The following is a 22,144-nucleotide window of genomic DNA, read 5'->3' as shown; positions in this document are numbered from 1 at the left end:
GTTTACGCTGCAAAAAAGAGGAAAAGTCGTGAAGCCACCCCTGATTTTTTTTATTACGCTGGCCATTATCGCCGTGCTGGCAACCCGGCAATTTATCAAACAGCGACAGGAAGTGGCGGTCAACGATGCTTCGCCCGTACGCAGCCTGCCGGTCGAAATCAAAGACAAACGGGAAGTCTCCACCTCTGCCCTACGCTCGCGCCAGCGTGAAAATATTCCGGTCGAAACAATGCGATACGAAGCGTGGTTCCATCCGCTGAACGGCGCGGGAGATTTTAAGCTGGTACTGAAAGCCAGCGACTATCACCAGCTGGCACGGGGAGAAAAGGGCGAACTACAGGTACAGGGCACGCGATTTATCGCCTTCCGGCCGCGCTGACGGCATGGCCGGAAAGACGACCCGGCCGCCTACTGTTTGGGAAACTGCTTTTTCTGCCAGGCCAGCAGTTCAAACACGCCAAAAAAGAAGATCTTAGCCTGAAGCGCGCCGCTCAGTTTTGGCGCCTCTTTAGCCTGCGTGGCGCGCATCAGCACCAGCTGTAAGCCGTGCATAATCACCATAAAGAACAGCGCGACGTTAATAAAATATTTTAGCGGCGCGGGGTAAGGATGGATCAGGTTGAGCAGCAAAAAGGCCCATACGCATACCATCAGCGCTCTGCCCAGATTAATCAGCATGGCTTTCTCTCTTCTCAGGGGAACGACGAACATAAAGACGACAGGCAACCTGTCCGGCGACCTTCTCGCGGTACAGCTGCCAGTTTACCGGCACGGGCGGCACGCCGCTTTCCACTTCGCTTTCTACATAGATTAAGGCTTCTTCCGCCAGCCAGCCCTGGCTTTCCAGCAACGTCAGCGTTTCTTCCAGCAGCCCTTTGCGGAACGGCGGATCGATAAAGGCCATCTGGTGAGGTTCGCCAGGCTTCGCCAGAAACTGTAGCGTATTGGTATTAATCACGCGGCCGTTTGCCGCGCCCAGCGTGGCCAGGTTTTTCTCCAGCTGCTGCGCGACCGGGCGCTCCAGCTCCAGCAGCGTAGCCGAGGCCGCATGGCGCGACAGCGCTTCCAGACCCAGCGCGCCGCTGCCGGCAAAGCAGTCCAGACAACGCGCGCCCTGAATATCGGGCGCCAGCCAGTTAAACAGCGTCTCACGCACGCGATCGGTGGTAGGGCGCAGTCCGGCACTGTCGGGCACCGGCAGCTTTCTGCCGCGCCACTGGCCGCCAATGATGCGGATCTGTCCGGCGCTGCCGCCGCGAGGTTTTTTATTCATCTGACTTAACTCTTCATAATTTGTTGCACAGTTTAACGGGCTTACCGGGCAGAGGAAACGTAAAAAGGGTGCTGTGTTGCGTCAGCAGGAAAGTGTTAGACTAGGGGATTAAGATTATTTTCAGAGACCTGACGGTTTTTTTCCCCGCGAGGAGTGTGGTTGCACCATGGCAAAAAATAAAAAACGTGGCTTTTTTTCCTGGCTGGGATTAGGACGCGAAGAAAAAGCGCCTGAGGAAGAGGTCCAAACGTCAGAACAGCAGCAGAGCGAAACCGCAGACGCCGCCACGCCCCCTGACGTGGAGCAGCGCGCCGAAGCCGTTGTAGAAGTGACGGAAACCGTCGCTCGCGAGCAGGCAGTACGAGACCCGAACGAACAGGCCAGAACAGAGCCGGAAGCGCGCGCAGGCGCTAAGCCTGCGCCGCTGGCGGAAGAACATGCCGCCAGGACGGAGCCGAAAGAGGAGCCGTTGCCGGAAGAGCTTGCGGTCGCTAAGGCGGAGCCAGAAGAAGAGTGGCTGCCGGAAGCGAGCGTAGCCGCCAGGCCGGAACCGGAAGAAGAGCCGTTGCCGGAAGAGCTTGCGGTCGCTAAGGCGGAACCAGAAGAAGAATGGCTGCCGGAAGAGACGGCGGCCGTACAGGCGGAGCCGGAACCTCTGCCTGAAGAGATTGTTGCTAACGCGCCGGAACCGGAAGAAGCTGCGATCGCCGCCGAACAGGCCGATGACATCACGCCGGAAGAACTGGAAGCCGCCGCGCTCTCTGCCGGTGCCTCAGAAGCTGAGCTGAAGGTCATTGAGGAAGAAGAATCCGTCGCTGCCGCGCTGGTTAAAGTTGAGCAGGCTAACGCCGCTGAAGAGCAGGAGCAGGCTGCGGAAGAGCAGGCGCGCCCGACCAAAGAAGGCTTCTTCGCCCGCCTGAAGCGCAGCCTGGTTAAAACGCGACAGAATTTAGGTTCCGGCTTCGTCAGCCTGTTCCGCGGTAAAAAAATCGATGATGAGCTGTTTGAAGAGTTGGAAGAGCAGCTGCTGATCGCCGACGTAGGCGTCGAGACCACGCGCCGCATCATTACCAACCTGACCGCTCAGGCAAGCCGCAAACAGCTGCGCGACGCCGAAGCGCTATACGGGCTGCTGAAGCAGGAAATGGCCGACATTCTGGCGAAAGTCGAGGCGCCGCTGGACGTCACCGGCAAAACGCCGTTCGTTATCCTGATGGTCGGCGTCAACGGCGTGGGTAAAACCACCACCATCGGCAAGCTGGCGCGCCAGTATCAGGCGGAAGGCAAATCGGTCATGCTGGCGGCGGGCGACACCTTCCGCGCGGCAGCGGTCGAACAGCTCCAGGTCTGGGGGCAGCGTAACAACATTCCTGTTGTCGCCCAGCATACCGGCGCGGATTCCGCCTCGGTCATTTTCGATGCGATTCAGGCGGCGAAAGCGCGCAACGTCGACGTCCTGATTGCCGATACGGCAGGCCGTTTGCAGAATAAATCGCACCTGATGGAAGAGCTGAAGAAAATCACGCGCGTGATGAAAAAACTGGACGAGCAGGCGCCGCACGAGGTCATGCTGACCATTGACGCCAGCACCGGCCAGAACGCCATCAGCCAGACTAAGCTGTTCCATGAGGCGGTGGGCCTGACGGGCATCACGCTGACCAAGCTGGACGGCACCGCCAAAGGCGGCGTGATCTTCTCGGTGGCCGATCAGTTCGGTATTCCTATTCGCTACATCGGCGTCGGCGAAGGCATTGAAGATTTACGCTCGTTCAAGGCAGACGATTTTATAGAGGCACTATTTGCCCGAGAGGACTAGTTAGGATGATTCGCTTTGAAGAAGTCAGTAAGGCTTATCTCGGCGGTCGGCAAGCGCTACAGGGAGTGGATTTTCATCTGCAACCGGGAGAAATGGCGTTTCTGACCGGGCATTCCGGGGCGGGGAAAAGCACCCTGCTGAAACTGATCTGCGGCATCGAGCGCCCCAGCGCCGGCCATATCTGGTTCAGCGGGCACGACATCAGCCGCCTGAAGAGCCGGGAAGTGCCTTTTTTACGCCGCCAGATCGGCATGATTTTCCAGGATCACCATCTGCTGATGGACAGGTCCGTCTATGACAACGTGGCTATTCCGCTGATTATCGCGGGCGCAAGCGGGGAAGATATCCGCCGTCGCGTGTCTGCCGCGCTGGATAAAGTCGGTCTGCTGGACAAAGCGAAAAGTTATCCTATTCAGCTGTCGGGCGGCGAACAGCAGCGTGTTGGCATCGCTCGCGCGGTGGTTAATAAGCCTGCGGTGCTGCTGGCGGATGAACCAACCGGCAACCTGGATGAAGCCCTGTCCGAAGATATCCTGCGCCTGTTTGAAGAGTTCAACCGCGTGGGCGTGACCGTGCTGATGGCTACTCACGACCGGGCGCTGATCGCCCGCCGCAACTATCGTCTGATGACGCTGAATCAGGGGCGTCTGCACGGAGGCAACTATGGCGAATAAGCGTAACCCGCGTCCGGCCGCGCCAAAAGCGGCGAAGCAGCCTTCCAAAAGCAAAGCGCTGAAGGGCGGCTGGCAGGAGCAGTGGCGCTATGCGCTGCGCGGCACCCTGTCCGACATGTGGCGTCAGCCGCTGGCGACGCTATTGACGGTGATGGTGATCGCCATCTCTCTGACCTTGCCAAGCGTGTGCTTTATGGTGTGGAAAAACGTCAGCAGCGCGGCGCAGCAGTGGTATCCCGCGCCGCAGCTGACGGTGTATCTGAGCAAAACGCTGGATGACGACGCGGCGGAGAACGTTGTGGCCCAGCTGAAAAAAGAAGAGGGTGTGGATAAGGTTAACTACCTGTCGCGCGAAGAAGCGATGGGCGAGTTCCGCAACTGGTCCGGCTTTGGCGGCGCGATGGATATGCTGGAGCAGAATCCGCTGCCGGCCGTAGCCATCATCACGCCGCAAATCAATTTTCAAAACTCAGACACCATGAAGAACCTCAGCTCCCGCGTGGCGAAAGTGCAGGGCGTGGATGAAGTAAAAATGGACGACAGCTGGTTTGCCCGGCTGGCGGCGCTGGCAGGTTTGGTCGGCCAGGTAGCGACCATGATCGGCATCCTGATGATCGTGGCGGTCTTCCTGGTGATCGGCAACAGCGTGCGGCTCAGTATTTTTGCTCGTCGCGACACGATTAACGTGCAGAAGCTGATCGGCGCGACCGACGGCTTTATTCTGCGACCGTTTCTGTATGGCGGCGCGCTGCTGGGCTTCTGCGGCGCGCTGCTGTCGCTGGCGCTGTCCGAAATCCTGGTTTTCCGCCTGGAATCGGTGGTCACCCAGGTTGCCGCCGTGTTCGGCACCACCTTTAGCCTGCACGGGCTGGCCTGGGATGAAAGCCTGCTGCTGCTGCTGATTTCGGCCATGATCGGCTGGGTTGCCGCCTGGCTGGCGACGGTGCAACATTTACGTCGATTTACGCCGCAGTAACCTCTTCTCATTTTTTTTGGTATACTATTCCTCTGTTGCATGAGCATCGTGCCGCAGAGGAAGTCCTCCTCGTAAAAATCTTTCCGGCCTGCTCCCCTTCCCGAGAAATGTGTGTATATTACGCACAGCTGATAGTGAACTTGTGGATAACTTTGTAGTCGAAGTAGCACAGATTGCTCTCCTTTCTCGTTATCGTTCACGTAGTCTTGTGAACCGCTCAGGGAAAGTGCGGCAATATTGCTTAATACAGAGAGGGTTTGAATGACCAAAGAAATGCAAACTTTAGCTATTGCTCCTTTAGGCAACCTGGATTCCTATATCCGGGCGGCTAATGCCTGGCCTGTGCTGACGGCAGAAGAGGAAAAAGCGCTGGCTGAACGGCTGCATTACCAGGGCGATCTGGAAGCAGCCAAGAAGCTGATCCTGTCCCACCTGCGCTTTGTTGTTCATGTCGCTCGTAACTATTCCGGCTACGGTCTGCCGCAGGCGGATCTGATCCAGGAAGGTAACATCGGCCTGATGAAAGCGGTACGCCGCTTTAATCCGGAAGTGGGCGTGCGCCTGGTCTCCTTTGCCGTGCACTGGATCAAAGCCGAAATCCACGAATACGTTTTGCGTAACTGGCGCATCGTTAAGGTCGCTACCACCAAAGCGCAGCGCAAGCTGTTCTTCAACCTGCGTAAAGCCAAGCAGCGTCTGGGCTGGTTTAATCAGGATGAAGTTGAAATGGTGGCGCGCGAGCTGGGCGTAACCAGCAAAGACGTGCTCGAAATGGAGTCGCGCATGGCGGCCCAGGATATGACCTTTGATCCGACGCCGGAAGACGAAGGCGAAGGTCGCTCAATGGCACCAATGCTTTATCTGCAGGACAAATCTTCTGACTTTGCCGACGGCATTGAAGAAGACAACTGGGATAACCACGCCGCAGACAAGCTGAGCGACGCCATGCAGGGCCTGGACGAGCGCAGCCAGGACATTATCCGTGCCCGCTGGCTGGACGATGACAACAAAACCACGCTGCAGGAACTGGCCGACAAATACGGCGTTTCCGCCGAGCGCGTCCGTCAGCTTGAAAAGAACGCGATGAAAAAACTGCGCGTCGCGATTGAAGCGTAATTCGCAGCGGTAAAAAAGGCGGCCTTCGGGTCGCCTTTTTTGTTTTCAGGCTCCGCACGCTGCTAAGCTTTCTTATGCTGAAACCCCAGGCCCGACGTGCCAGACCTCAGGTTCGAACCCCAAAGCCCAAAGCCTGAATCCTAACCCCGGGCCTGAATCCTGACCCCAGGCCCGGACTTTACAGCCCGAGGCCTGAATCCTGACCCGGACTTTACAGCCCGAGGCCTTATACCTGAAGCGGCTCTTGCTGCCTAAGCCCGCTGCCAAACCCAGCCGTCTGCGTCGGCGATAAATCCTTGCTTGCGCATAAAAGTCGAAAGCCCTTCGTCACCCGTCTTCGCCATCCTCCAGCGTGTTACGGCCGCGTTTTGCGCCAGCACTTCTTCCAGCAGATAGCTGCCGACGCCGCGCCTTCTGGTGACTTCCCGCACCATAAAATCCTTCAGCTCGCCCTGCGCTTCATTCAGCGTCACTTTCACCGCCGCCAGCAGCCGATCGTTGAACTTTGCCGCATAGAGCCGATGACGATCGTCCAGCCTGTTTTCCAGATCTGCCGGATCGTCTTGCGGCCAGATTTTGCTCAGATCCACAAGATCCTGAGCGCTTAAGCGTTGCAGCCTGAGAATAGTCAGTTTCATAAAAAGTTACCGTGCCGACGTGAGAGGCAGATTGTAGCGAAAACGGACGTGAAGAGGCGCGTAACTTTTTTTGTATAAAAACAAAGCAATCTGTCAGGGTGGCGTTTAAAGTTAAAGATAAACGCTGAGTTAATGCGATGAATGCAGAATAACCCGCTGGCTGAATGCCCAAACGGCCCGCATTTGTACCAGTCATTTATGCTAAAGCTGACGGTAATATCACATGAAGTCAGTTGATTTACAGAAGAAAATTCCTGTTTAATAACCTGAAATTTATAGTCTTATTAATAAAAATGGCTGTATCCCGCGTTAACCTGTTCTTCTTATGGCGTTTATCGACGGGAGCAGTATAAAAAACAGCAAACACAAGATGGGGTAGTCAGGATGAAAATGAAAGGTAGCGCGTTTTTAGCAGGCTGCATGGCGTTGGCGCTCAGTCATGCCGCCGCCGCAGAAGACATTAAAGTAGCCATCGTTGGCGCTATGTCTGGCCCGGTTGCGCAATATGGCGATATGGAGTTCACCGGCGCGAAACAGGCTATTGCCGATATCAATGCCAAAGGCGGCGTCAACGGCAATAAACTGGTCGGCGTGCAGTATGACGACGCCTGCGATCCCAAACAGGCGGTTGCGGTCGCTAACAAAGTTATCAACGACGGTATTCGCTACGTTATCGGCCACCTTTGCTCTTCTTCCACCCAGCCCGCTTCCGATATCTATGAAGACGAAGGCGTACTGATGATTACTCCGGCGGCCACCAACGCCGACCTGACGACCCGTGGCTATAAAATGATTATGCGCACCACGGGCCTGGACTCCGATCAGGGCCCGACCGCGGCGAAATATATTCTTGAACAAATCAAACCGCAGCGTATCGCCGTGATCCACGATAAGCAGCAGTACGGCGAAGGGCTGGCGCGCTCCGTGCAGGCGAGCCTGAAAAAATCGGGCGGCAACGTGGTGATGTTTGAAGGCGTGACCGCAGGCGATAAAGACTTCTCCACGCTGGTGGCGCGCCTGAAAAAAGAGAACGTCGATTTTGTCTATTTTGGCGGCTACTACCCGGAAATGGGGCAGATCCTGCGCCAGTCACGCGCGGCCGGGCTGCAAACCCGTTTTATGGGGCCAGAAGGCGTAGGTAACGCTTCGCTCTCTAATATCGCCGGCGCGGCTTCCGAAGGCATGCTGGTTACGCTGCCGAAACGTTACGATCAGGTGCCGACTAACCAACCCGTTGTCGATGCGCTGAAAGCGAAAAAGCTTGATCCAACCGGCCCGTTTGTCTGGACGACCTATGCCGCGCTACAGGCTTTAACCACCGGCATGGAGCGCAGCAAAAGCGCCGAGCCGGAAGAGATTGCTAAAAACCTGAAAGAGGGCGCGCCGGTGCCAACGGTAATGGGTGACTTAAGCTGGGACGCCAAAGGCGATCTGAAAGGCTTTGAGTTCGGCATCTTCACCTGGCATGCCGACGGCTCTTCTACCGCGGTAAAATAATAATAGCGGACGTCATACGCTGACGTCCGTAGCGCGATGCTTCACGGGCTGCCCGCATCATTGCTTACCAGGGTTTGAAGGGGTGGAAATATCGGGGTGCCGGATCGGCCCCGATAACGGACTGCTTTCCGCCCGTGTTGTTAAAGCATCTCTCTTTCCGCCTGGGCGGATAGCAGTAAGGTATTCTTTATGTCCGAGCAGTTTCTCTATTTCCTGCAGCAGATGTTCAACGGCGTCACGTTGGGCAGCACCTATGCGCTGATCGCCATCGGCTACACCATGGTGTACGGCATCATCGGCATGATCAACTTCGCTCACGGCGAAGTGTATATGATCGGCAGCTACGTCTCTTTTATCGTCATTGCCGCGCTGATGATGATGGGCATTGATGCCAGCTGGCTGTTGATCGGCGCCGGTTTTCTGGTGGCTATCGTTATCGCCAGCGCCTATGGCTGGAGCATCGAACGCGTGGCCTATAAGCCCGTGCGTTCCTCCAAGCGGCTGATCGCGTTGATATCCGCCATCGGTATGTCTATTTTTCTGCAAAACTACGTCAGCCTGACTCAGGGCTCGCGCGATCTGGCCCTGCCGGGCCTGGTCAGCGGGCAGTGGACGCTGGGCGTCAGTAACGGTTTTGCCGCCACCATCTCCACTATGCAGGTAGTGATTTGGGTGGTGACCTTTGTCGCGATGCTGGCCCTTACGCTGTTTATCCGCTACTCGCGCATGGGTCGCGCCTGCCGCGCCTGCGCCGAAGATCTGAAAATGGCCAGCCTGCTGGGCATTAACACGGATCGCGTGATCTCGCTGACCTTTGTGATCGGCGCGGCAATGGCGGCGGTAGCGGGCGTTCTGCTGGGCCAGTTCTACGGCGTCATCAATCCTTACATCGGCTTTATGGCCGGGATGAAAGCGTTCACCGCGGCCGTGCTGGGCGGCATAGGCAGCATTCCCGGCGCGATGCTGGGCGGCCTGATCCTGGGCATTGCCGAAGCGCTGACCTCCGCCTACCTCAGCACTGAATATAAAGACGTGGTCTCTTTTGCGCTGCTGATCGTTGTGCTGCTGGTAATGCCAACCGGCATTCTGGGCCGTCCGGAGGTAGAAAAGGTATGAAAAACCTGCTTAACGCCTCTGTTTCCGCGCTGATGCTGGTGGTGCTGGCCGCCTTCTTTATGGGGATGCGCCTTAGCCTGGACGGCACGCATCTGGTGGTTAACAACGCCGGCAGCGTGCGCTGGAACTGGATCGCCCTCGGCTGCGCCGTGGTCTTTTTCTTTCAGCTGCTGCGGCCGGTTTTTCAGCGCGGGCTAAAGAAAATTTCCGCGCCTTCGCTGGTGCTGCCGGGCATTGACGGCTCCACCCCAAAGCAGAAACTCTTTTTGCTGCTGCTGATCGTCGCCGCTGCGGCCTGGCCTTTTATGGTGTCTCGCGGCACGGTCGATATCGCCACGCTGACCCTGATTTATGTAATGCTGGGCCTGGGACTGAACGTGGTGGTCGGGCTTTCCGGCCTGCTGGTGCTGGGCTACGGCGGCTTTTACGCCATCGGCGCCTACACCTTTGCGCTGCTTAATCACTACTTCGGCCTGGGCTTCTGGGAATGTTTGCCGCTGGCGGGCATCGTGGCCGCGCTGTTCGGCCTGCTGCTGGGTTTTCCGGTACTGCGCCTGCGCGGTGATTACCTGGCGATAGTCACGCTGGGCTTTGGCGAAATCGTCCGTATTCTGCTGCTGAACAACACCGAGATCACCGGTGGGCCAAACGGCATCAGCCAGATCCCGAAACCGTCGTTTTTCGGTCTGGAGTTTAACCGCAGCGTGCGCGACGGCGGCTGGGACACCTTCCACCATTTCTTTAACCTGAAATACGATCCCAGTGACCGCATTATCTTTCTCTATATGGTGGCGCTGCTGCTGGTTGTGCTGACGCTGTTTGTGATCAACCGGCTGCTGAGAATGCCGCTGGGTCGCGCCTGGGAAGCGCTGCGCGAGGATGAAATCGCCTGTCGTTCGCTGGGCCTCAGCCCGACGCGCATCAAGCTCACCGCCTTTACCATCAGCGCCGCTTTTGCTGGTTTCGCGGGGAGTCTGTTCGCTGCGCGGCAGGGCTTTGTCAGCCCGGAGTCTTTTACCTTCGCCGAATCGGCCTTTGTGCTGGCTATCGTGGTGTTAGGCGGCATGGGGTCGCAGTTCGCCGTGATCCTCGCTGCCGTGCTGCTGGTGGTTTCACGCGAGCTGATGCGCGATCTGAATGAATACAGCATGCTGGTGCTGGGCGGCCTGATGGTGCTGATGATGATCTGGCGACCGCAAGGCCTGCTGCCGATGCAGCGTCCGCACCTGAAGTTAAAAAGCGTGAAAAAAGGAGAGCAGCCATGAAGCCTTTATTGGCCGTAAACGGCCTGATGATGCGCTTTGGCGGCCTGCTCGCGGTCAACAACGTCGAGCTGGAGCTGCGAGAGCAGGAGATCGTCTCGCTGATTGGCCCCAACGGCGCGGGTAAGACTACGGTATTTAACTGCCTGACCGGTTTTTACCGGCCGACGGGCGGCAGTATCAGGCTGGGCGAGCGCCAGCTGGCGGGCCTGGCGGGGCAGGAGATCGCGCGGATGGGTATCGTGCGCACTTTCCAGCACGTTCGCCTGTTCCGTGAAATGACGGTGATTGAAAACCTGCTGGTAGCGCAGCATCAACATCTGAAAAGCGGCGTGTTTGCCGGACTGCTGAAAACGCCGGGCTTCCGTAAAGCGGAAAGCGAAGCGCTGGACCGGGCGGCCAGCTGGCTGGATCGCGTAGGATTACTGACGCTCGCTAACCGTCAGGCGGGCAATCTGGCCTACGGTCAGCAGCGTCGCCTGGAAATCGCCCGCTGTATGGTTACGCGCCCGCAAATCCTGATGCTGGATGAACCGGCGGCGGGCCTGAACCCCAAAGAGACGCTGGAGCTGGACGAGCTGATCGCCGAGCTGCGCAACGAACACAAGGTGTCGGTACTGTTGATTGAACACGATATGAAACTGGTCATGGGCATTTCCGATCGCATCTATGTGGTCAATCAGGGCACGCCGCTGGCAAACGGCACGCCGGAAGAGATCCGCAACAACCCGGACGTGATCCGCGCTTATCTGGGAGAAGCATAAAATGGCTATGCTTTCTCTGGAAAACGTCAGCGCGCACTATGGAAAAATCCAGGCGTTGCACAGCGTCAGTCTGCATATCAATCAGGGCGAAATCGTTACGTTGATTGGGGCTAACGGCGCGGGGAAAACCACCATTCTGGGTACGCTCTGCGGAGAACCGCGTGCGACTCAGGGACGGGTGGTTTTTGACGGCAAGGATATTACCGACTGGCAAACGGCGCGCATTATGCGCGAGGCGATAGCCATCGTGCCGGAAGGCCGCCGGGTCTTTTCCCGCATGACGGTAGATGAGAACCTGGCGATGGGCGGTTTTTTTGCCGATCGTCAGCAGTATCAGTCACGTATCAGGCGCGTCTACGAGCTTTTTCCGCGACTTTATGAACGCCGCGTGCAGCGTGCGGGCACCATGTCCGGTGGCGAACAGCAGATGCTGGCGATTGGCCGCGCGCTGATGAGCCAGCCGCGCCTGCTGCTGCTGGACGAGCCGTCGCTGGGGCTGGCGCCGATCATTATTCAGCAGATCTTCGACACCATCGAGCAGCTACGTCAGGAGGGAATGACCATCTTCCTGGTGGAACAAAACGCCAATCAGGCGCTGAAACTGGCCGATCGCGGTTACGTGCTGGAGAACGGCCACGTGGTGCTGAGCGACAGCGGCGAGGCGCTATTGGCTAACGAAGCGGTACGCAGCGCCTATCTGGGCGGCTGAGATTACGGGGCTGGTTTACCGGCCCCTTTATTATTTCCGGTACTTTTCAATTAATAGTCTGCTTATTTTCCACGTTATTAAAATGCTCTCCCGCTTATTCTATTTCTGAAATATTCTGTATTTATTTTTCAAGCCAACGCTGCGTAACCTCAGAAAATACCGCCTTAAAATATTGCAGATAGCTACGTAGTAGGAGTATGATTTTTGTGCAGTAGTGAATGGAAAACAAGCACAAGGAGAGGCTATGTCGGAACCAAAGGAAGGGCTACTGACTTTTCGCGCGGAAGGCGATAATTTCAGAGGAAGTCGTTATTATTCCAGATTTATTCACTGGCCTGGCAATGCCTCAGCTTGTCAGGGGGATGCGTCGGGCGTGACGATTGGACGCGGATTCGATATGGGCAGCAGAACCAAAGCCGAATCCTGTGGTTATTTGATAAAGGCCGGGGTAGAGGCGAAAAAAGCAGAAAAAATTTCTACAGGTAGCCGGCTTAAATTTTGTCAGGCTGAAAAATTTGTCAGACAGCATAAAAATGAAATTGGTGAGATAACCGAATTACAGCAGCTGATGCTGTTTGAAGCTGTTTACCCTGAATATACTAATAAAGCTAAGCGTTTTTATAATAAATATAAGGGCGCTAATGCGGTAGCCTGGCGGGAGCTACATCCGGTTTTAAAAGAGGTATTTATTGATATGCGCTATCAGGGGGCAATGACAATTGGTTATGTATCCTCTTTTAAGCGTAACGATATTGGCAGTGCTTTAAAATTAATTGAATCGATTGGGGATTTATATGGCAAGGACAGATATATAAGAAGAAGGGAGGCGTTAAAAAATGCTTTATAAAAAAATAAAATTGATGATTGTTATTATGATGAGTATTGTGCCACTGCCCCTATTTTCTCAGGCGTCTACAGTAGAAGAGAGTACCATAGCATTCTGCCTTAATGAAGGCCCTGTTAGCGCTATAGCGGGCTGTTTTACGGCGCTGGAGTTAAAACGTAATGCGGATTACAATCGCACTTACCAAACGTTTATTAATGAAATAATAAAAAATAAAAGTAATTTTTTGAATTACAATGGGTTTCTTCAGAAAACCAAAAAAGCTAAAGGCTATTTTGATAAATATATGCAAAGTGAATGTCAGGCCTGGGCCGATCAGGTTATAATAGATTCGCCAGCATGGCATACGCTTTATAGTCAGTGCATGATAAGATTTTATGAACAACGCATAAATTTTTATAAAAAATATGACTTTCAATAAATCACAGGTTTCATTTCAGGGATGTTTGTGAACGGTCAAGTTCATCACGAAAAAATTGTCGAATACGATTGGTCGATAATTATTATAGGGTGTAATTAGATTTGTGTAATACCCTGCTTTTCTATTCTCTTATTAACTACAAAGGCAGGCAAGTTATGGATAACAAACAACGCAAATTTCTTATATTAAATCTGGTAAAATCCTTAAAACCCAAGTGATATCAATCATTTTTCTGGAATGGTGACGAATATAACTAACGACTCTTAATACTGAACTGATCGAAAATTTATTGCGGATATGCACGAAGCAGGCGTATGATTTTTGTTCATATTTGAATGACGAATAAGCACAAGGAGAGGCTATGTCGGAACCAAAGGAAGGGCTACTTACTTTTCGTGCGGAAGGCAATAATTTCAGAGGAAGTCGTTATTATTCCAGAGTCATTCACTGGCCTGGCAATGCCTCAGCTTGTCAGGGGGATGCGTCGGGCGTGACGATTGGACGCGGATTCGATATGGGCAGCAGAACCAAAGCCGAATCCTATGGTTATTTGATAAAGGCCGGGGTAGAGGCGAAAAAAGCAGAAAAAATTTCTACAGGTAGCCAGCTTAAATTTTGTGAGGCTGAAAAATTCGTCAGACAGCATAAAAATGAAATTGGTGAGATAACAGAAGTGCAGCAACTTAAGCTGTTTGAAGCAGTCTATGATGAATATATCATTGATGCAAAAAGATTTTACAATAAGTACCGCAAGCCTGCCTCGATCTCATGGTTGGATTTAGACCAAAGAATTAAAGATGTTTTTATTGATATGAAGTACCAGGGCGTGCTTCGTACTGGCATGGTCAGATTTTTTTCAAATAATGACAAGAATGATGTTGTCAGGCTGATAAAAACGCACTCCCGACTGAAAAAAGATGATGAAAATCGGCAAAGGATAAAATATTTATTGGAAAATAGAAAATGAAAATAAAGTTGATTCTTATAATTCTGTTGGCACTGTTTTATACCGTTCCTTGCACTGTAAACGCGCAGGTTGAGTTTGAACAGGTGAACTTTATCGGAGGTGCTTATAATATATATATCAACGATAGTGACTGCCAGGTTTTGACTGATTGCAAAAAAGTTAAAGCTGAAATAGTTGATAAGGGAAAAAAGGAAAAGTATAGCGTCTTTGGGGAGACTATTACAACAGGATTCGGGCGTAATCTAAGAGGATATAATTTTTATCGAGGAAACTATAAGTATGAAATATATCGCCCAGAGACAAGATTAAACAATCAGTCAGACCTGAGTAAATGGGTTTTAACCATTTATAAAAAAAATGGTCGTGAGGGTTTTAACAAAATTTTTAGCGAGGAAGGCGAGATGAATATTTGATACTTCCTCAATCAAACCGCGCAGAAGAATTTCATGCTGTGCTTAGCTGTATTTGTAACGATAACCTGTTATCGCCGTTATCGCCGTTATCGCCGTTATCGCCGTTATCGCCGTTATCGCCGTTATCGTCGCTACCTCCGTCTTCTCTCCGTCACCAGCCCGTCATCCGGCTGTCATGCCATTGTTATCTTTCCGTCATTTTTGCATGTCATTTTACCTGCCGAAGCGTTACAGGGCGCGGCTTTGCGCGTAACAACACCGGGTACAGGAAACCGACATGCCTTTGTTCTTCCGACATACCATATGTATTGCACTGGGGCTGGCCTTTAGCGCACAGGCGCTGGCTGTCACCGAGATCCCTTTCTGGCACTCGATGGAGGGCGAGCTGGGCGTAGAGGTCAATTCGCTGGCGCAGCGCTTTAACCAATCGCACCCTGATTACAAAATAGTGCCTACCTATAAAGGTAACTACGAGCAAAGCCTGGCTGCGGGGATCGCCGCCGTGCGTTCTGACCGCGCACCTGCCATTCTTCAGGTTTATGAAGTCGGCACCGCCACGATGATGGCTTCACGGGCAATTGTGCCGGTGTACGAGGTTTTTAAAAACGCGGGTATTGCCTTCGATGAAAAACAGTTTGTGCCGACGGTAGCGGGCTATTACAGCGATGCAAAAACCGGCCATCTGATCTCCCAGCCTTTCAACAGTTCTACGCCGGTGCTTTATTACAACAAGGACGCTTTTAAAAAAGCGGGTCTGGATCCGGAGCAGCCGCCGAAAACCTGGCAGGCGCTGGCTAAAGATGCCGAAGCGCTGCGTAAAGCAGGCATGAGCTGCGGCTATGCCAGCGGCTGGCAGGGCTGGATCCAGATCGAGAACTTCAGCGCCTGGCACGGCCTGCCGGTCGCTACAAAAAACAATGGCTTTGACGGCACCGATGCAGAGCTGGAATTTAATAAGTCGACCCAGGTACGCCATATTCAGCAGCTCGCAGAGATGAATAAAAAAGGCGACTTTACCTATTTTGGCCGTAAAGACGAATCCACCGCCAGGTTCTATAACGGCGACTGCGGTATCACCACGGCATCCTCCGGCTCGCTGGCCGATATCCGTCACTATGCCAAATTTAACTATGGTGTCGGCATGATGCCGTACGACGAGACGGTGCCGAACGCCCCACAAAACGCCATTATCGGTGGCGCCAGCCTGTGGGTAATGAAAGGGAAAGATGAAGCGACCTATAAAGGCGTGGCATCGTTTATGCAGTTCCTGACACAGCCGGAAATCGCCGCCGAATGGCACCAGAAAACAGGCTATCTGCCGATCACCACGGCGGCCTACGAGCTGACCCGTCAGCAGGGCTTCTACGAGAAAAATCCGGGCGCCGATATCGCTACGCGTCAGATGCTGAACAAGCCGCCGCTGCCGTTCACTAAAGGGATGCGGCTGGGCAATATGCCGCAGATCCGCACTATCGTGGATGAGGAGCTGGAAGGCGTCTGGACCGGCAAAAAAACGCCGCAGGCCGCGCTGGATAACGCAGTGAAGCGTGGCAATCTCCTGCTCAGGCGCTTTGAGCAAACCGTTAAGCCATAATCTGTAGCGCTGCCGTGCTATACAGCGTACGGCAGCGCCTCGCTAAAACCCTCGCGCCGCACCGTTATCGAGCTTTATATGTCCTCTTCACGCCCTGTTTTTCGTTCACGCTGGCTGCCTTATTTATTAATGTTGCCGCAGCTGTTGATTACGCTGATTTTTTTCCTGTGGCCCGCTGGTGAAGCCTTATGGTATTCGGTGCAGCGCGTCGATCCTTTTGGTCTTTCCAGCACGTTTGTCGGCATGGAAAATTTCACCAGGCTGCTGGACGATGAGTACTATCTCGATTCCTTTAAAACCACGCTGATTTTTAGCAGCCTGGTTACGGTCATCGGCCTGATCGTTTCGCTGTTTTTTGCCGCGCTGACCGATCATGTCCTGCGCCTGAAGCGCTTTTACCAGACGCTGTTTCTGCTGCCTTATGCAGTAGCGCCTGCGGTAGCGGCGGTGCTGTGGATGTTCCTGTTCAGTCCGGGGCAGGGCCTGATTACGCATTTTCTGGCGCAGCTGGGCTATAGCTGGAACCATGCGCAAAACAGCGGCCAGGCGATGACGCTGGTCGTGCTGGCTTCCGTCTGGCAGCAAATGAGCTATAACTTCCTGTTCTTTTTTGCGGCGCTTCAGTCCATTCCCAAATCGCTGATCGAAGCGGCGGCTATCGACGGCGCAGGCCCGGTACGCCGTTTTTTTTACCTCTCGCTGCCGCTGATTACGCCGGTGGGCTTCTTTCTGGTGGTAGTCAATCTGGTATACGCCTTCTTTGACACTTTCCCGGTGATCGATGCCGCCACGGGCGGCGGGCCGGTGCAGTCCACCACCACGCTTATCTACAAAATCTATCGCGAAGGCTTTGCCGGTCTGGATCTCTCTTCTTCTTCCGCACAGTCGGTGGTGCTGATGGTGTTGGTCATCGGGCTGACGGTGATCCAGTTCCGTTTTGTTGAGAAAAAGGTGCGCTACCAATGATTGAAAACCGACGCGGGCTGGCCCTTTTCAGTCAGATCATGCTGGGTCTGGGCGCGCTTACCGTGCTGTTTCCGCTCTATGTCGCTTTTGTGGCCGCTACGCTGAACGACAGCGAGGTGTTCCGGGTACCGATGTCGCTGATCCCCGGCCGTTCGCTGTGGCACAACGTGAGCTTTATCTGGCAGCACGGCGTGGGACAGAACAGCGCGCCTTTCGGCAGGATGCTGTTTAACAGCACGCTGATGGCGCTGGCGATAACCACAGGGAAGATTTCGGTTTCTATCCTCTCCGCTTTTGCGCTGGTCTGGTTTCGCTTTCCGCTGCGCGGCCTGTTTTTCTGGATGATTTTTATCACGCTGATGCTGCCGGTCGAGGTGCGCATTTTCCCGACGGTAGAAGTGATTGCAGACCTGAAGATGCTGGATAGCTATAGCGGGCTGACGCTGCCGCTGATGGCCTCCGCCACCGCCACCTTCCTGTTTCGCCAGTTTTTTATGACGCTGCCTGACGAGCTGGTCGAAGCGGCGCGCATCGACGGCGCCGGGCCAATGCGCTTCTTTTGGGACATTGTGCTGCCGCTGTCGAAAACCAATCTGGCCGCGCTGTTTGTTATCACCTTTATCTATGGCTGGAACCAGTATCTCTGGCCGCTGCTGATTATTAATGATGTTGATTTGGGCACCGCCGTGGCGGGCATTCGCAGCATGATCGGCACCGGCGACGGCACGCCCACGCAGTGGAATCTGGTGATGGCCGCAATGCTGCTGACCATGATCCCGCCGGTAGTGATTGTTTTAGTGATGCAGCGCGCTTTCGTTCGCGGGCTGGTAGAGAGCGAGAAATAGCATGGCAGGGGTAAAATTTCAGGCCGTTACCAAAACGTACGACGGTAAAAACCAGATTATTCAGCCGCTTGACGTCGATATTCGCGACGGTGAGTTTATGGTGATGGTTGGCCCTTCCGGCTGCGGTAAATCGACGCTGTTGCGCATGGTCGCCGGGCTGGAAAGGGTCAGCAGCGGCGATATCTATATCGACAGCGAACGCGTCACCGAGCGGGAGCCGAAAGATCGCGGCATCGCGATGGTTTTCCAGAACTATGCGCTTTATCCCCATATGAGCGTGGAAGAAAACATGGCATGGGGGCTGAAAATTCGCGGCATGGGCAAAGCGCATATCCGCCAGCGCGTGCTGGAAACGGCGAAAAGCCTGGAGCTGGAAGCGCTGCTGCACCGTCGTCCGCGCGAGCTTTCCGGCGGTCAGCGGCAGCGGGTGGCGATGGGTCGCGCTATCGTTCGCGAACCGGCGGTTTTCCTGTTTGATGAGCCGTTATCGAATCTGGACGCGCGGCTGCGGGTGCAGATGCGGCTGGAGCTACAGCAGCTGCATCGTCGCCTGCAGACTACCAGCCTGTACGTGACGCACGATCAGGTGGAGGCGATGACGCTGGCGCAGCGGGTGATGGTGATGAACAAAGGCGTGCTGGAGCAGCTGGGCACGCCGGTAGAGATTTATGAGCGTCCGGCCACGCGCTTCGTTGCCAGCTTTATTGGCGCGCCTGCGATGAACCTGCTGGAAGGCGAGATCGATCCGACCGGCACGCGGCTGCTGCTGGGCGACAGCGCCGTGACGCTGCCTCAGGCCAGGCCGCAGTGGGCCGGACGCCGATTGACGTTGGGGATCCGCCCAGAGCATATTAAACTGGCCGATCGGCAAAGCGGGCTGGCGCTGACGGTGGATACGCTGGAAATGCTGGGCGCGGACAACCTGGCGCACGGGCGCTGGGGCGGCCACAATATGGTGGTGCGGCTGCCGCACATCGAGCGCCCGGCCATCGGCAGCCTGCTGTGGCTACAGCTGCCGGCTGATTCGCTACACTTCTTTGATACTGACAACGGACAACGGCTCGAATGACTGCTAAAGCCTGGCCTTACCCGACCATCGTCGCGCATCGCGGCGGCGGCAAGCTGGCCCCGGAAAACACCCTCGCCGGTATTGATACCGGCGCGCGGCTGGGGCACAAGATGATTGAGTTCGACGTCAAGCTCTCGCTGGACGGCGAAATTTTTTTGCTGCATGACGACACGCTCGACAGAACCAGCAACGGCTGGGGCATCGCCGGACAGCTGCCATGGGAAAAGCTGATCCAGCTGGATGCGGGCGGCTGGTTTGGCAAAGATTTCACCGGCGAGCGTCTGCCGCTGCTGTCTCAGGTGGCGCAGCGCTGCGCTTCTTACGGCATGATGGCAAATATTGAAATCAAGCCCACAACAGGTCTGGAAGCGGAAACCGGACGCGTGGTGGCGCTGGCCGCGCGCGAGCTGTGGCATCGGCAGACCGCGCCGCTGCTCTCCTCGTTCTCTTTTGAAGCGCTGGAAGCCGCCATGCAGGCCGCGCCGGAGCTGCCGCGCGGGTTGCTGCTGCACGAATGGCATGACGACTGGCAGCAGCTGACGCAGCGGCTGGATTGCGTCTCGGTACATTTCAATCATAAGGTGCTGGATCGGGAGAGAGTGGCGGCACTCAAAGCGGCGGAGCTGCGGATTCTGGTTTATACGGTTAATCAACCCGAAAGGGCAAAAGAGCTGCTGGACTGGGGCGTTGACGCCATCTGTACCGACCGCATTGACCTGATAGGCGCAGATTTCACTTGAAGACGCTGATACAGCTAGCGCCTTACTGAACGCGCGCCGGCTGCTGGCCTGACCTTAATGTGTATTCTGGCTGAGTGGTGCTGCCGGGCTGCGATTGATAGCACCGAATCGTCGAACCGACGCGATTCGGCTACAGTCCCATCTTAATCCCTATTCTGCTGCACCAACGGCTGAGTAATGCTACCGGGCGGTGATTGATATCGCCGGATCGTCCAACTGGGGCAATCCGGCTGTTGGCCTGACCTTAATTTGTATTCTGCTGCACCGACGGCTGAGTAGTGCTGCCGGGCTGCGTCTGCAACACGCGCTGGGAAGCGCTGTTACGCTGATCCTGCACCTTTCGCTGTAGCTGCTGGCTTTGCTGCTGCTGATCCTGCTGCAGTTTCCGCTGTTGCTGAACCTGCTGCGTCTGCATCTGCTGCTGCATCCGCTGCGAACTGGGGTTATAGCCCGGCTGGTTAGGCTGATTATTATTTAGCATATTGGCCATGCCGCTTAACGGCAGCAGCGCGGCACACACGAGTAACCATTTCATCAAATACCTCCCTAAGCTGTCTATCCAGTGTATGTCAGCCGCGCTGTTCTGGCCTGAGGGCCAGTCTGAATTTGTAGGTTTTCTCGCCTTTTCGCTTGTTTTGTGCATAGTTAGAGACGGTAAACAAACGTAAATAATTCTAATAAGAGGTGAATATGGGGCAGGGCAGAGTGACGCTGGCAGCATCGCTGATAGCAGGACTGATTTTCTGGCAGGGCGCGACGGCAGCGCCCACCGCGCCGCCAATCTCGTACGGCGTGGACGCCGATACTTTCCATCCGGTAAAAGAGCAGCACGGCATGGTCGCCTCGGTAGATGCGCTCGCCACCCAGGCAGGCGTGGACGTGCTGAAACGCGGCGGCAATGCGGTAGATGCCGCCATCGCCGTCGGCTATGCGCTGGCCGTCACGCATCCGCAGGCCGGTAACCTTGGCGGCGGCGGTTTTATGCTAATCCGCACCGCTTCCGGCCATGCTACCGCCATCGATTTTCGTGAAATGGCACCGATTAAAGCCAGTCGCGATATGTTTTTAGACGCCCAGGGCAACGCCGACGGTAAAAAGTCGCTGACCTCCCATCTGGCTTCCGGCGTGCCGGGCACCGTGGCCGGTTTCGCGCTGGCGAATAAAGAGTACGGCACGTTGCCGCTGGCGCAGCTGATCGCACCGGCCATCAGGCTGGCGGAAAAAGGCATCGTGGTTAACGAAGCGCTGGCTGATGATTTGAAAGTGTACGGCAAAGAAGTGCTGATTACGCACCCCAACAGTAAAGCCGTTTTTTATAAAGCAGACGGCCAGCCCTACGCGCGCGGCGAAAAGCTGGTGCAGCATAATCTTGCCCGTAGCCTGCGGCTGATTGCGACGCAAGGCCCGGACGCTTTCTATAAAGGGGAGATCGCCTCGGAAATCGCCGCGGAAATGGCGGCGAACGGCGGCCTGATCGGCAAAGCGGATCTGGCCAATTATAAAGCGGTCGAGCGTAAGCCCATCAGCGGCACCTATCGCGGTTATGAAGTCTTTTCTATGCCGCCGCCTTCTTCCGGCGGGATCCATATAGTGGAAATCCTCAATATCCTGGAAAACTTCGATCTGGCGAAAATGGGCTTTGGCAGCGCCGACGCTATGCAGGTGATGGCGGAAGCGGAAAAACATGCCTACGCCGATCGTTCTGAGTATCTGGGCGATCCTGATTTTGTGAAAGTGCCGTGGCAGGCGCTGACCAGTAAAGCCTATGCGAAATCGCTGGCCCAGCAGATTGACGTGAACAAAGCGCTGCCTTCGACAGAGATTAAACCCGGCAAGCTGGCGCCTTATGAGAGCAATCAGACCACGCATTTTTCCGTGGTCGATAAGCAGGGTAATGCGGTCGCGGTGACCTATACGCTGAACACCTATTTTGGCAGCGGGATCGTGGCGGGCAAGAGCGGCATTTTGCTCAACAACGAAATGGACGATTTTTCCGCCAAGCCGGGCACGCCGAATATTTATGGTCTGGTCGGCGGCGAGGCAAATGCGGTGCAGCCTTACAAAAGGCCGCTCTCTTCCATGTCGCCGACCATCGTCGCCAAAGACGGCAAAACCTGGCTGGTAACGGGCAGTCCGGGCGGCAGCCGTATTATTACAACCGTGCTGCAAATGGTCGTTAACAGCATCGATTTCGGTATGAACGTGGCGGAAGCGACCAACGCGCCGCGCTTTCACCATCAGTGGTTGCCGGATCAGCTGCGCGTGGAGAAAGGCTTCAGCCCGGATACGCTGAAGCTGCTGGAGGCAAAAGGGCAGCACGTTAAGGTACTGCCTGCGATGGGCAGCACGCAGAGCATTATGATCGGCCCGGACGGCACCCTGTATGGCGCTTCCGATCCTCGCTCTGTTGACGATCTGACGGCAGGTTATTAACGAGAGGGGGC

Annotated in this window: 24 protein-coding genes; 20 read left to right on the top strand and 4 right to left on the bottom strand. The window is 55.1% G+C overall.

Features of this window, described 5'->3' with window-relative positions:
* Positions 1 to 28 precede the first annotated feature (28 nt).
* Positions 29 to 379 (top strand): DUF2500 domain-containing protein, encoded by a 351-nt coding sequence (locus QCD69_RS09935; protein ID WP_253457475.1) that lies wholly within the window; start codon positions 29 to 31, stop codon positions 377 to 379.
* Between the two features lie 29 nt (positions 380 to 408).
* Here the strand turns inward: QCD69_RS09935 and QCD69_RS09930 are convergent, their stop codons facing one another.
* Entirely contained in the window at positions 409 to 678 is a 270-nt protein-coding gene (locus QCD69_RS09930) for a DUF1145 family protein (RefSeq protein WP_253457478.1), read from the bottom strand.
* Positions 668 to 1,273 (bottom strand): 16S rRNA (guanine(966)-N(2))-methyltransferase, encoded by a 606-nt coding sequence (rsmD, locus tag QCD69_RS09925; protein WP_253457481.1) that lies wholly within the window; start codon positions 1,271 to 1,273, stop codon positions 668 to 670. Before rsmD ends, QCD69_RS09930 begins: the two co-directional genes overlap by 11 nt.
* 166 nt (positions 1,274 to 1,439) lie before the next feature.
* Between rsmD and ftsY the strand changes: the two genes are divergently transcribed.
* The 4 genes from ftsY (at position 1,440) to rpoH (ending at position 5,855) form a co-directional block, all read left to right on the top strand.
* Positions 1,440 to 3,089, top strand: coding sequence for a signal recognition particle-docking protein FtsY (gene ftsY, locus QCD69_RS09920; protein ID WP_301251876.1), 1,650 nt, complete (start codon positions 1,440 to 1,442; stop codon positions 3,087 to 3,089).
* Between the two features lie 5 nt (positions 3,090 to 3,094).
* Positions 3,095 to 3,763: a cell division ATP-binding protein FtsE gene (ftsE, locus tag QCD69_RS09915; protein ID WP_125289938.1), complete on the top strand. Its 669-nt coding sequence runs from the start codon at positions 3,095 to 3,097 to the stop codon at positions 3,761 to 3,763.
* The gene (ftsX, locus tag QCD69_RS09910; protein ID WP_253457488.1) at positions 3,753 to 4,739 is read left to right on the top strand and encodes a permease-like cell division protein FtsX; all 987 of its coding nucleotides are present in this window, start codon (positions 3,753 to 3,755) and stop codon (positions 4,737 to 4,739) included. Before ftsE ends, ftsX begins: the two co-directional genes overlap by 11 nt.
* A gap of 261 nt (positions 4,740 to 5,000) precedes the next feature.
* On the top strand, positions 5,001 to 5,855 hold the full coding sequence (rpoH, locus tag QCD69_RS09905; protein ID WP_125289936.1) for an RNA polymerase sigma factor RpoH: 855 nt from the start codon (positions 5,001 to 5,003) through the stop codon (positions 5,853 to 5,855).
* A gap of 251 nt (positions 5,856 to 6,106) precedes the next feature.
* Here rpoH and panM read toward each other — a convergent pair whose 3' ends face one another.
* On the bottom strand, positions 6,107 to 6,493 hold the full coding sequence (panM, locus tag QCD69_RS09900; protein ID WP_253457491.1) for an aspartate 1-decarboxylase autocleavage activator PanM: 387 nt from the start codon (positions 6,491 to 6,493) through the stop codon (positions 6,107 to 6,109).
* Positions 6,494 to 6,877: 384 nt separating this feature from the next.
* On the opposite strand from panM, the gene QCD69_RS09895 reads away from it, so the two are divergent.
* From QCD69_RS09895 to ugpQ, 14 genes are all read left to right on the top strand, one after another.
* Entirely contained in the window at positions 6,878 to 7,990 is a 1,113-nt protein-coding gene (locus QCD69_RS09895) for a branched-chain amino acid ABC transporter substrate-binding protein (RefSeq protein ID WP_253457494.1), read from the top strand.
* A 189-nt stretch (positions 7,991 to 8,179) separates the two neighbouring features.
* Complete coding sequence (livH, locus tag QCD69_RS09890) at positions 8,180 to 9,106, top strand: high-affinity branched-chain amino acid ABC transporter permease LivH (RefSeq protein ID WP_125289933.1); 927 nt, start codon at positions 8,180 to 8,182, stop codon at positions 9,104 to 9,106.
* Positions 9,103 to 10,371, top strand: a complete 1,269-nt coding sequence (locus QCD69_RS09885; protein ID WP_253457497.1) for a high-affinity branched-chain amino acid ABC transporter permease LivM — start codon at positions 9,103 to 9,105, stop codon at positions 10,369 to 10,371. The genes livH and QCD69_RS09885 overlap by 4 nt, the downstream gene beginning before the upstream one ends.
* Positions 10,368 to 11,132: a high-affinity branched-chain amino acid ABC transporter ATP-binding protein LivG gene (gene livG, locus QCD69_RS09880; RefSeq protein ID WP_253457500.1), complete on the top strand. Its 765-nt coding sequence runs from the start codon at positions 10,368 to 10,370 to the stop codon at positions 11,130 to 11,132. Before QCD69_RS09885 ends, livG begins: the two co-directional genes overlap by 4 nt.
* A 1-nt stretch (position 11,133) precedes the next feature.
* Positions 11,134 to 11,841, top strand: a complete 708-nt coding sequence (gene livF / locus QCD69_RS09875; protein ID WP_253457502.1) for a high-affinity branched-chain amino acid ABC transporter ATP-binding protein LivF — start codon at positions 11,134 to 11,136, stop codon at positions 11,839 to 11,841.
* A 244-nt stretch (positions 11,842 to 12,085) separates the two neighbouring features.
* Positions 12,086 to 12,688, top strand: a complete 603-nt coding sequence (locus QCD69_RS09870; protein ID WP_301251873.1) for a hypothetical protein — start codon at positions 12,086 to 12,088, stop codon at positions 12,686 to 12,688.
* The gene (locus tag QCD69_RS09865; RefSeq protein WP_301251872.1) at positions 12,678 to 13,106 is read left to right on the top strand and encodes a hypothetical protein; all 429 of its coding nucleotides are present in this window, start codon (positions 12,678 to 12,680) and stop codon (positions 13,104 to 13,106) included. The genes QCD69_RS09870 and QCD69_RS09865 overlap by 11 nt, the downstream gene beginning before the upstream one ends.
* 361 nt (positions 13,107 to 13,467) lie before the next feature.
* Positions 13,468 to 14,073: a pesticin C-terminus-like muramidase gene (locus QCD69_RS09860; protein ID WP_301251870.1), complete on the top strand. Its 606-nt coding sequence runs from the start codon at positions 13,468 to 13,470 to the stop codon at positions 14,071 to 14,073.
* Positions 14,070 to 14,486 (top strand): hypothetical protein, encoded by a 417-nt coding sequence (locus tag QCD69_RS09855; RefSeq protein WP_301251868.1) that lies wholly within the window; start codon positions 14,070 to 14,072, stop codon positions 14,484 to 14,486. Before QCD69_RS09860 ends, QCD69_RS09855 begins: the two co-directional genes overlap by 4 nt.
* A gap of 277 nt (positions 14,487 to 14,763) precedes the next feature.
* A complete protein-coding gene (gene ugpB / locus QCD69_RS09850; protein ID WP_301251866.1) occupies positions 14,764 to 16,080 on the top strand; it encodes a sn-glycerol-3-phosphate ABC transporter substrate-binding protein UgpB in 1,317 nt (438 codons plus the stop codon).
* A 78-nt stretch (positions 16,081 to 16,158) separates the two neighbouring features.
* A complete protein-coding gene (gene ugpA / locus QCD69_RS09845; protein WP_301251864.1) occupies positions 16,159 to 17,046 on the top strand; it encodes a sn-glycerol-3-phosphate ABC transporter permease UgpA in 888 nt (295 codons plus the stop codon).
* Positions 17,043 to 17,891, top strand: coding sequence for a sn-glycerol-3-phosphate ABC transporter permease UgpE (gene ugpE / locus QCD69_RS09840; RefSeq protein ID WP_253457522.1), 849 nt, complete (start codon positions 17,043 to 17,045; stop codon positions 17,889 to 17,891). The genes ugpA and ugpE overlap by 4 nt, the downstream gene beginning before the upstream one ends.
* Position 17,892: 1 nt before the next feature.
* Complete coding sequence (locus QCD69_RS09835) at positions 17,893 to 18,960, top strand: sn-glycerol-3-phosphate import ATP-binding protein UgpC (RefSeq protein ID WP_253457525.1); 1,068 nt, start codon at positions 17,893 to 17,895, stop codon at positions 18,958 to 18,960.
* A complete protein-coding gene (gene ugpQ, locus QCD69_RS09830; protein ID WP_253457528.1) occupies positions 18,957 to 19,700 on the top strand; it encodes a glycerophosphodiester phosphodiesterase in 744 nt (247 codons plus the stop codon). Before QCD69_RS09835 ends, ugpQ begins: the two co-directional genes overlap by 4 nt.
* Before the next feature lie 244 nt (positions 19,701 to 19,944).
* Here ugpQ and QCD69_RS09825 read toward each other — a convergent pair whose 3' ends face one another.
* Positions 19,945 to 20,235: a DUF2756 domain-containing protein gene (locus QCD69_RS09825; RefSeq protein WP_253457530.1), complete on the bottom strand. Its 291-nt coding sequence runs from the start codon at positions 20,233 to 20,235 to the stop codon at positions 19,945 to 19,947.
* Between the two features lie 155 nt (positions 20,236 to 20,390).
* Here QCD69_RS09825 and ggt point away from each other — a divergent pair, with 155 nt between their 5' ends.
* Positions 20,391 to 22,133, top strand: a complete 1,743-nt coding sequence (gene ggt / locus QCD69_RS09820) for a gamma-glutamyltransferase (RefSeq protein WP_253457532.1) — start codon at positions 20,391 to 20,393, stop codon at positions 22,131 to 22,133.
* Positions 22,134 to 22,144 lie beyond the last annotated feature (11 nt).

The sequence above is a fragment of the Erwinia sp. PsM31 genome (genome assembly GCF_030433775.1).
Taxonomy (GTDB): Bacteria; Pseudomonadota; Gammaproteobacteria; order Enterobacterales; family Enterobacteriaceae; genus Erwinia; species Erwinia aeris.
The sequence above is the reverse complement of the archived record's forward strand: the minus strand, read 5'-3'. Positions and strand labels throughout refer to the sequence as shown.

Bases quoted from the DNA above. Each gene is read 5' to 3' on its own strand.
- QCD69_RS09930 (WP_253457478.1), bottom strand. From the start codon at position 678: ATGCTGATTAATCTGGGCAGAGCGCTGATGGTATGCGTATGGGCCTTT.
- rsmD (WP_253457481.1), bottom strand. From the start codon at position 1,273: ATGAATAAAAAACCTCGCGGCGGCAGCGCCGGACAGATCCGCATCATT.
- ftsY (WP_301251876.1), top strand. From the start codon at position 1,440: ATGGCAAAAAATAAAAAACGTGGCTTTTTTTCCTGGCTGGGATTAGGA.
- ftsE (WP_125289938.1), top strand. From the start codon at position 3,095: ATGATTCGCTTTGAAGAAGTCAGTAAGGCTTATCTCGGCGGTCGGCAA.
- ftsX (WP_253457488.1), top strand. From the start codon at position 3,753: ATGGCGAATAAGCGTAACCCGCGTCCGGCCGCGCCAAAAGCGGCGAAG.
- rpoH (WP_125289936.1), top strand. From the start codon at position 5,001: ATGACCAAAGAAATGCAAACTTTAGCTATTGCTCCTTTAGGCAACCTG.
- panM (WP_253457491.1), bottom strand. From the start codon at position 6,493: ATGAAACTGACTATTCTCAGGCTGCAACGCTTAAGCGCTCAGGATCTT.
- QCD69_RS09895 (WP_253457494.1), top strand. From the start codon at position 6,878: ATGAAAATGAAAGGTAGCGCGTTTTTAGCAGGCTGCATGGCGTTGGCG.
- livH (WP_125289933.1), top strand. From the start codon at position 8,180: ATGTCCGAGCAGTTTCTCTATTTCCTGCAGCAGATGTTCAACGGCGTC.
- QCD69_RS09885 (WP_253457497.1), top strand. From the start codon at position 9,103: ATGAAAAACCTGCTTAACGCCTCTGTTTCCGCGCTGATGCTGGTGGTG.
- livG (WP_253457500.1), top strand. From the start codon at position 10,368: ATGAAGCCTTTATTGGCCGTAAACGGCCTGATGATGCGCTTTGGCGGC.
- livF (WP_253457502.1), top strand. From the start codon at position 11,134: ATGGCTATGCTTTCTCTGGAAAACGTCAGCGCGCACTATGGAAAAATC.
- QCD69_RS09870 (WP_301251873.1), top strand. From the start codon at position 12,086: ATGTCGGAACCAAAGGAAGGGCTACTGACTTTTCGCGCGGAAGGCGAT.
- QCD69_RS09865 (WP_301251872.1), top strand. From the start codon at position 12,678: ATGCTTTATAAAAAAATAAAATTGATGATTGTTATTATGATGAGTATT.
- QCD69_RS09860 (WP_301251870.1), top strand. From the start codon at position 13,468: ATGTCGGAACCAAAGGAAGGGCTACTTACTTTTCGTGCGGAAGGCAAT.
- QCD69_RS09855 (WP_301251868.1), top strand. From the start codon at position 14,070: ATGAAAATAAAGTTGATTCTTATAATTCTGTTGGCACTGTTTTATACC.
- ugpB (WP_301251866.1), top strand. From the start codon at position 14,764: ATGCCTTTGTTCTTCCGACATACCATATGTATTGCACTGGGGCTGGCC.
- ugpA (WP_301251864.1), top strand. From the start codon at position 16,159: ATGTCCTCTTCACGCCCTGTTTTTCGTTCACGCTGGCTGCCTTATTTA.
- ugpE (WP_253457522.1), top strand. From the start codon at position 17,043: ATGATTGAAAACCGACGCGGGCTGGCCCTTTTCAGTCAGATCATGCTG.
- QCD69_RS09835 (WP_253457525.1), top strand. From the start codon at position 17,893: ATGGCAGGGGTAAAATTTCAGGCCGTTACCAAAACGTACGACGGTAAA.
- ugpQ (WP_253457528.1), top strand. From the start codon at position 18,957: ATGACTGCTAAAGCCTGGCCTTACCCGACCATCGTCGCGCATCGCGGC.
- QCD69_RS09825 (WP_253457530.1), bottom strand. From the start codon at position 20,235: ATGAAATGGTTACTCGTGTGTGCCGCGCTGCTGCCGTTAAGCGGCATG.
- ggt (WP_253457532.1), top strand. From the start codon at position 20,391: ATGGGGCAGGGCAGAGTGACGCTGGCAGCATCGCTGATAGCAGGACTG.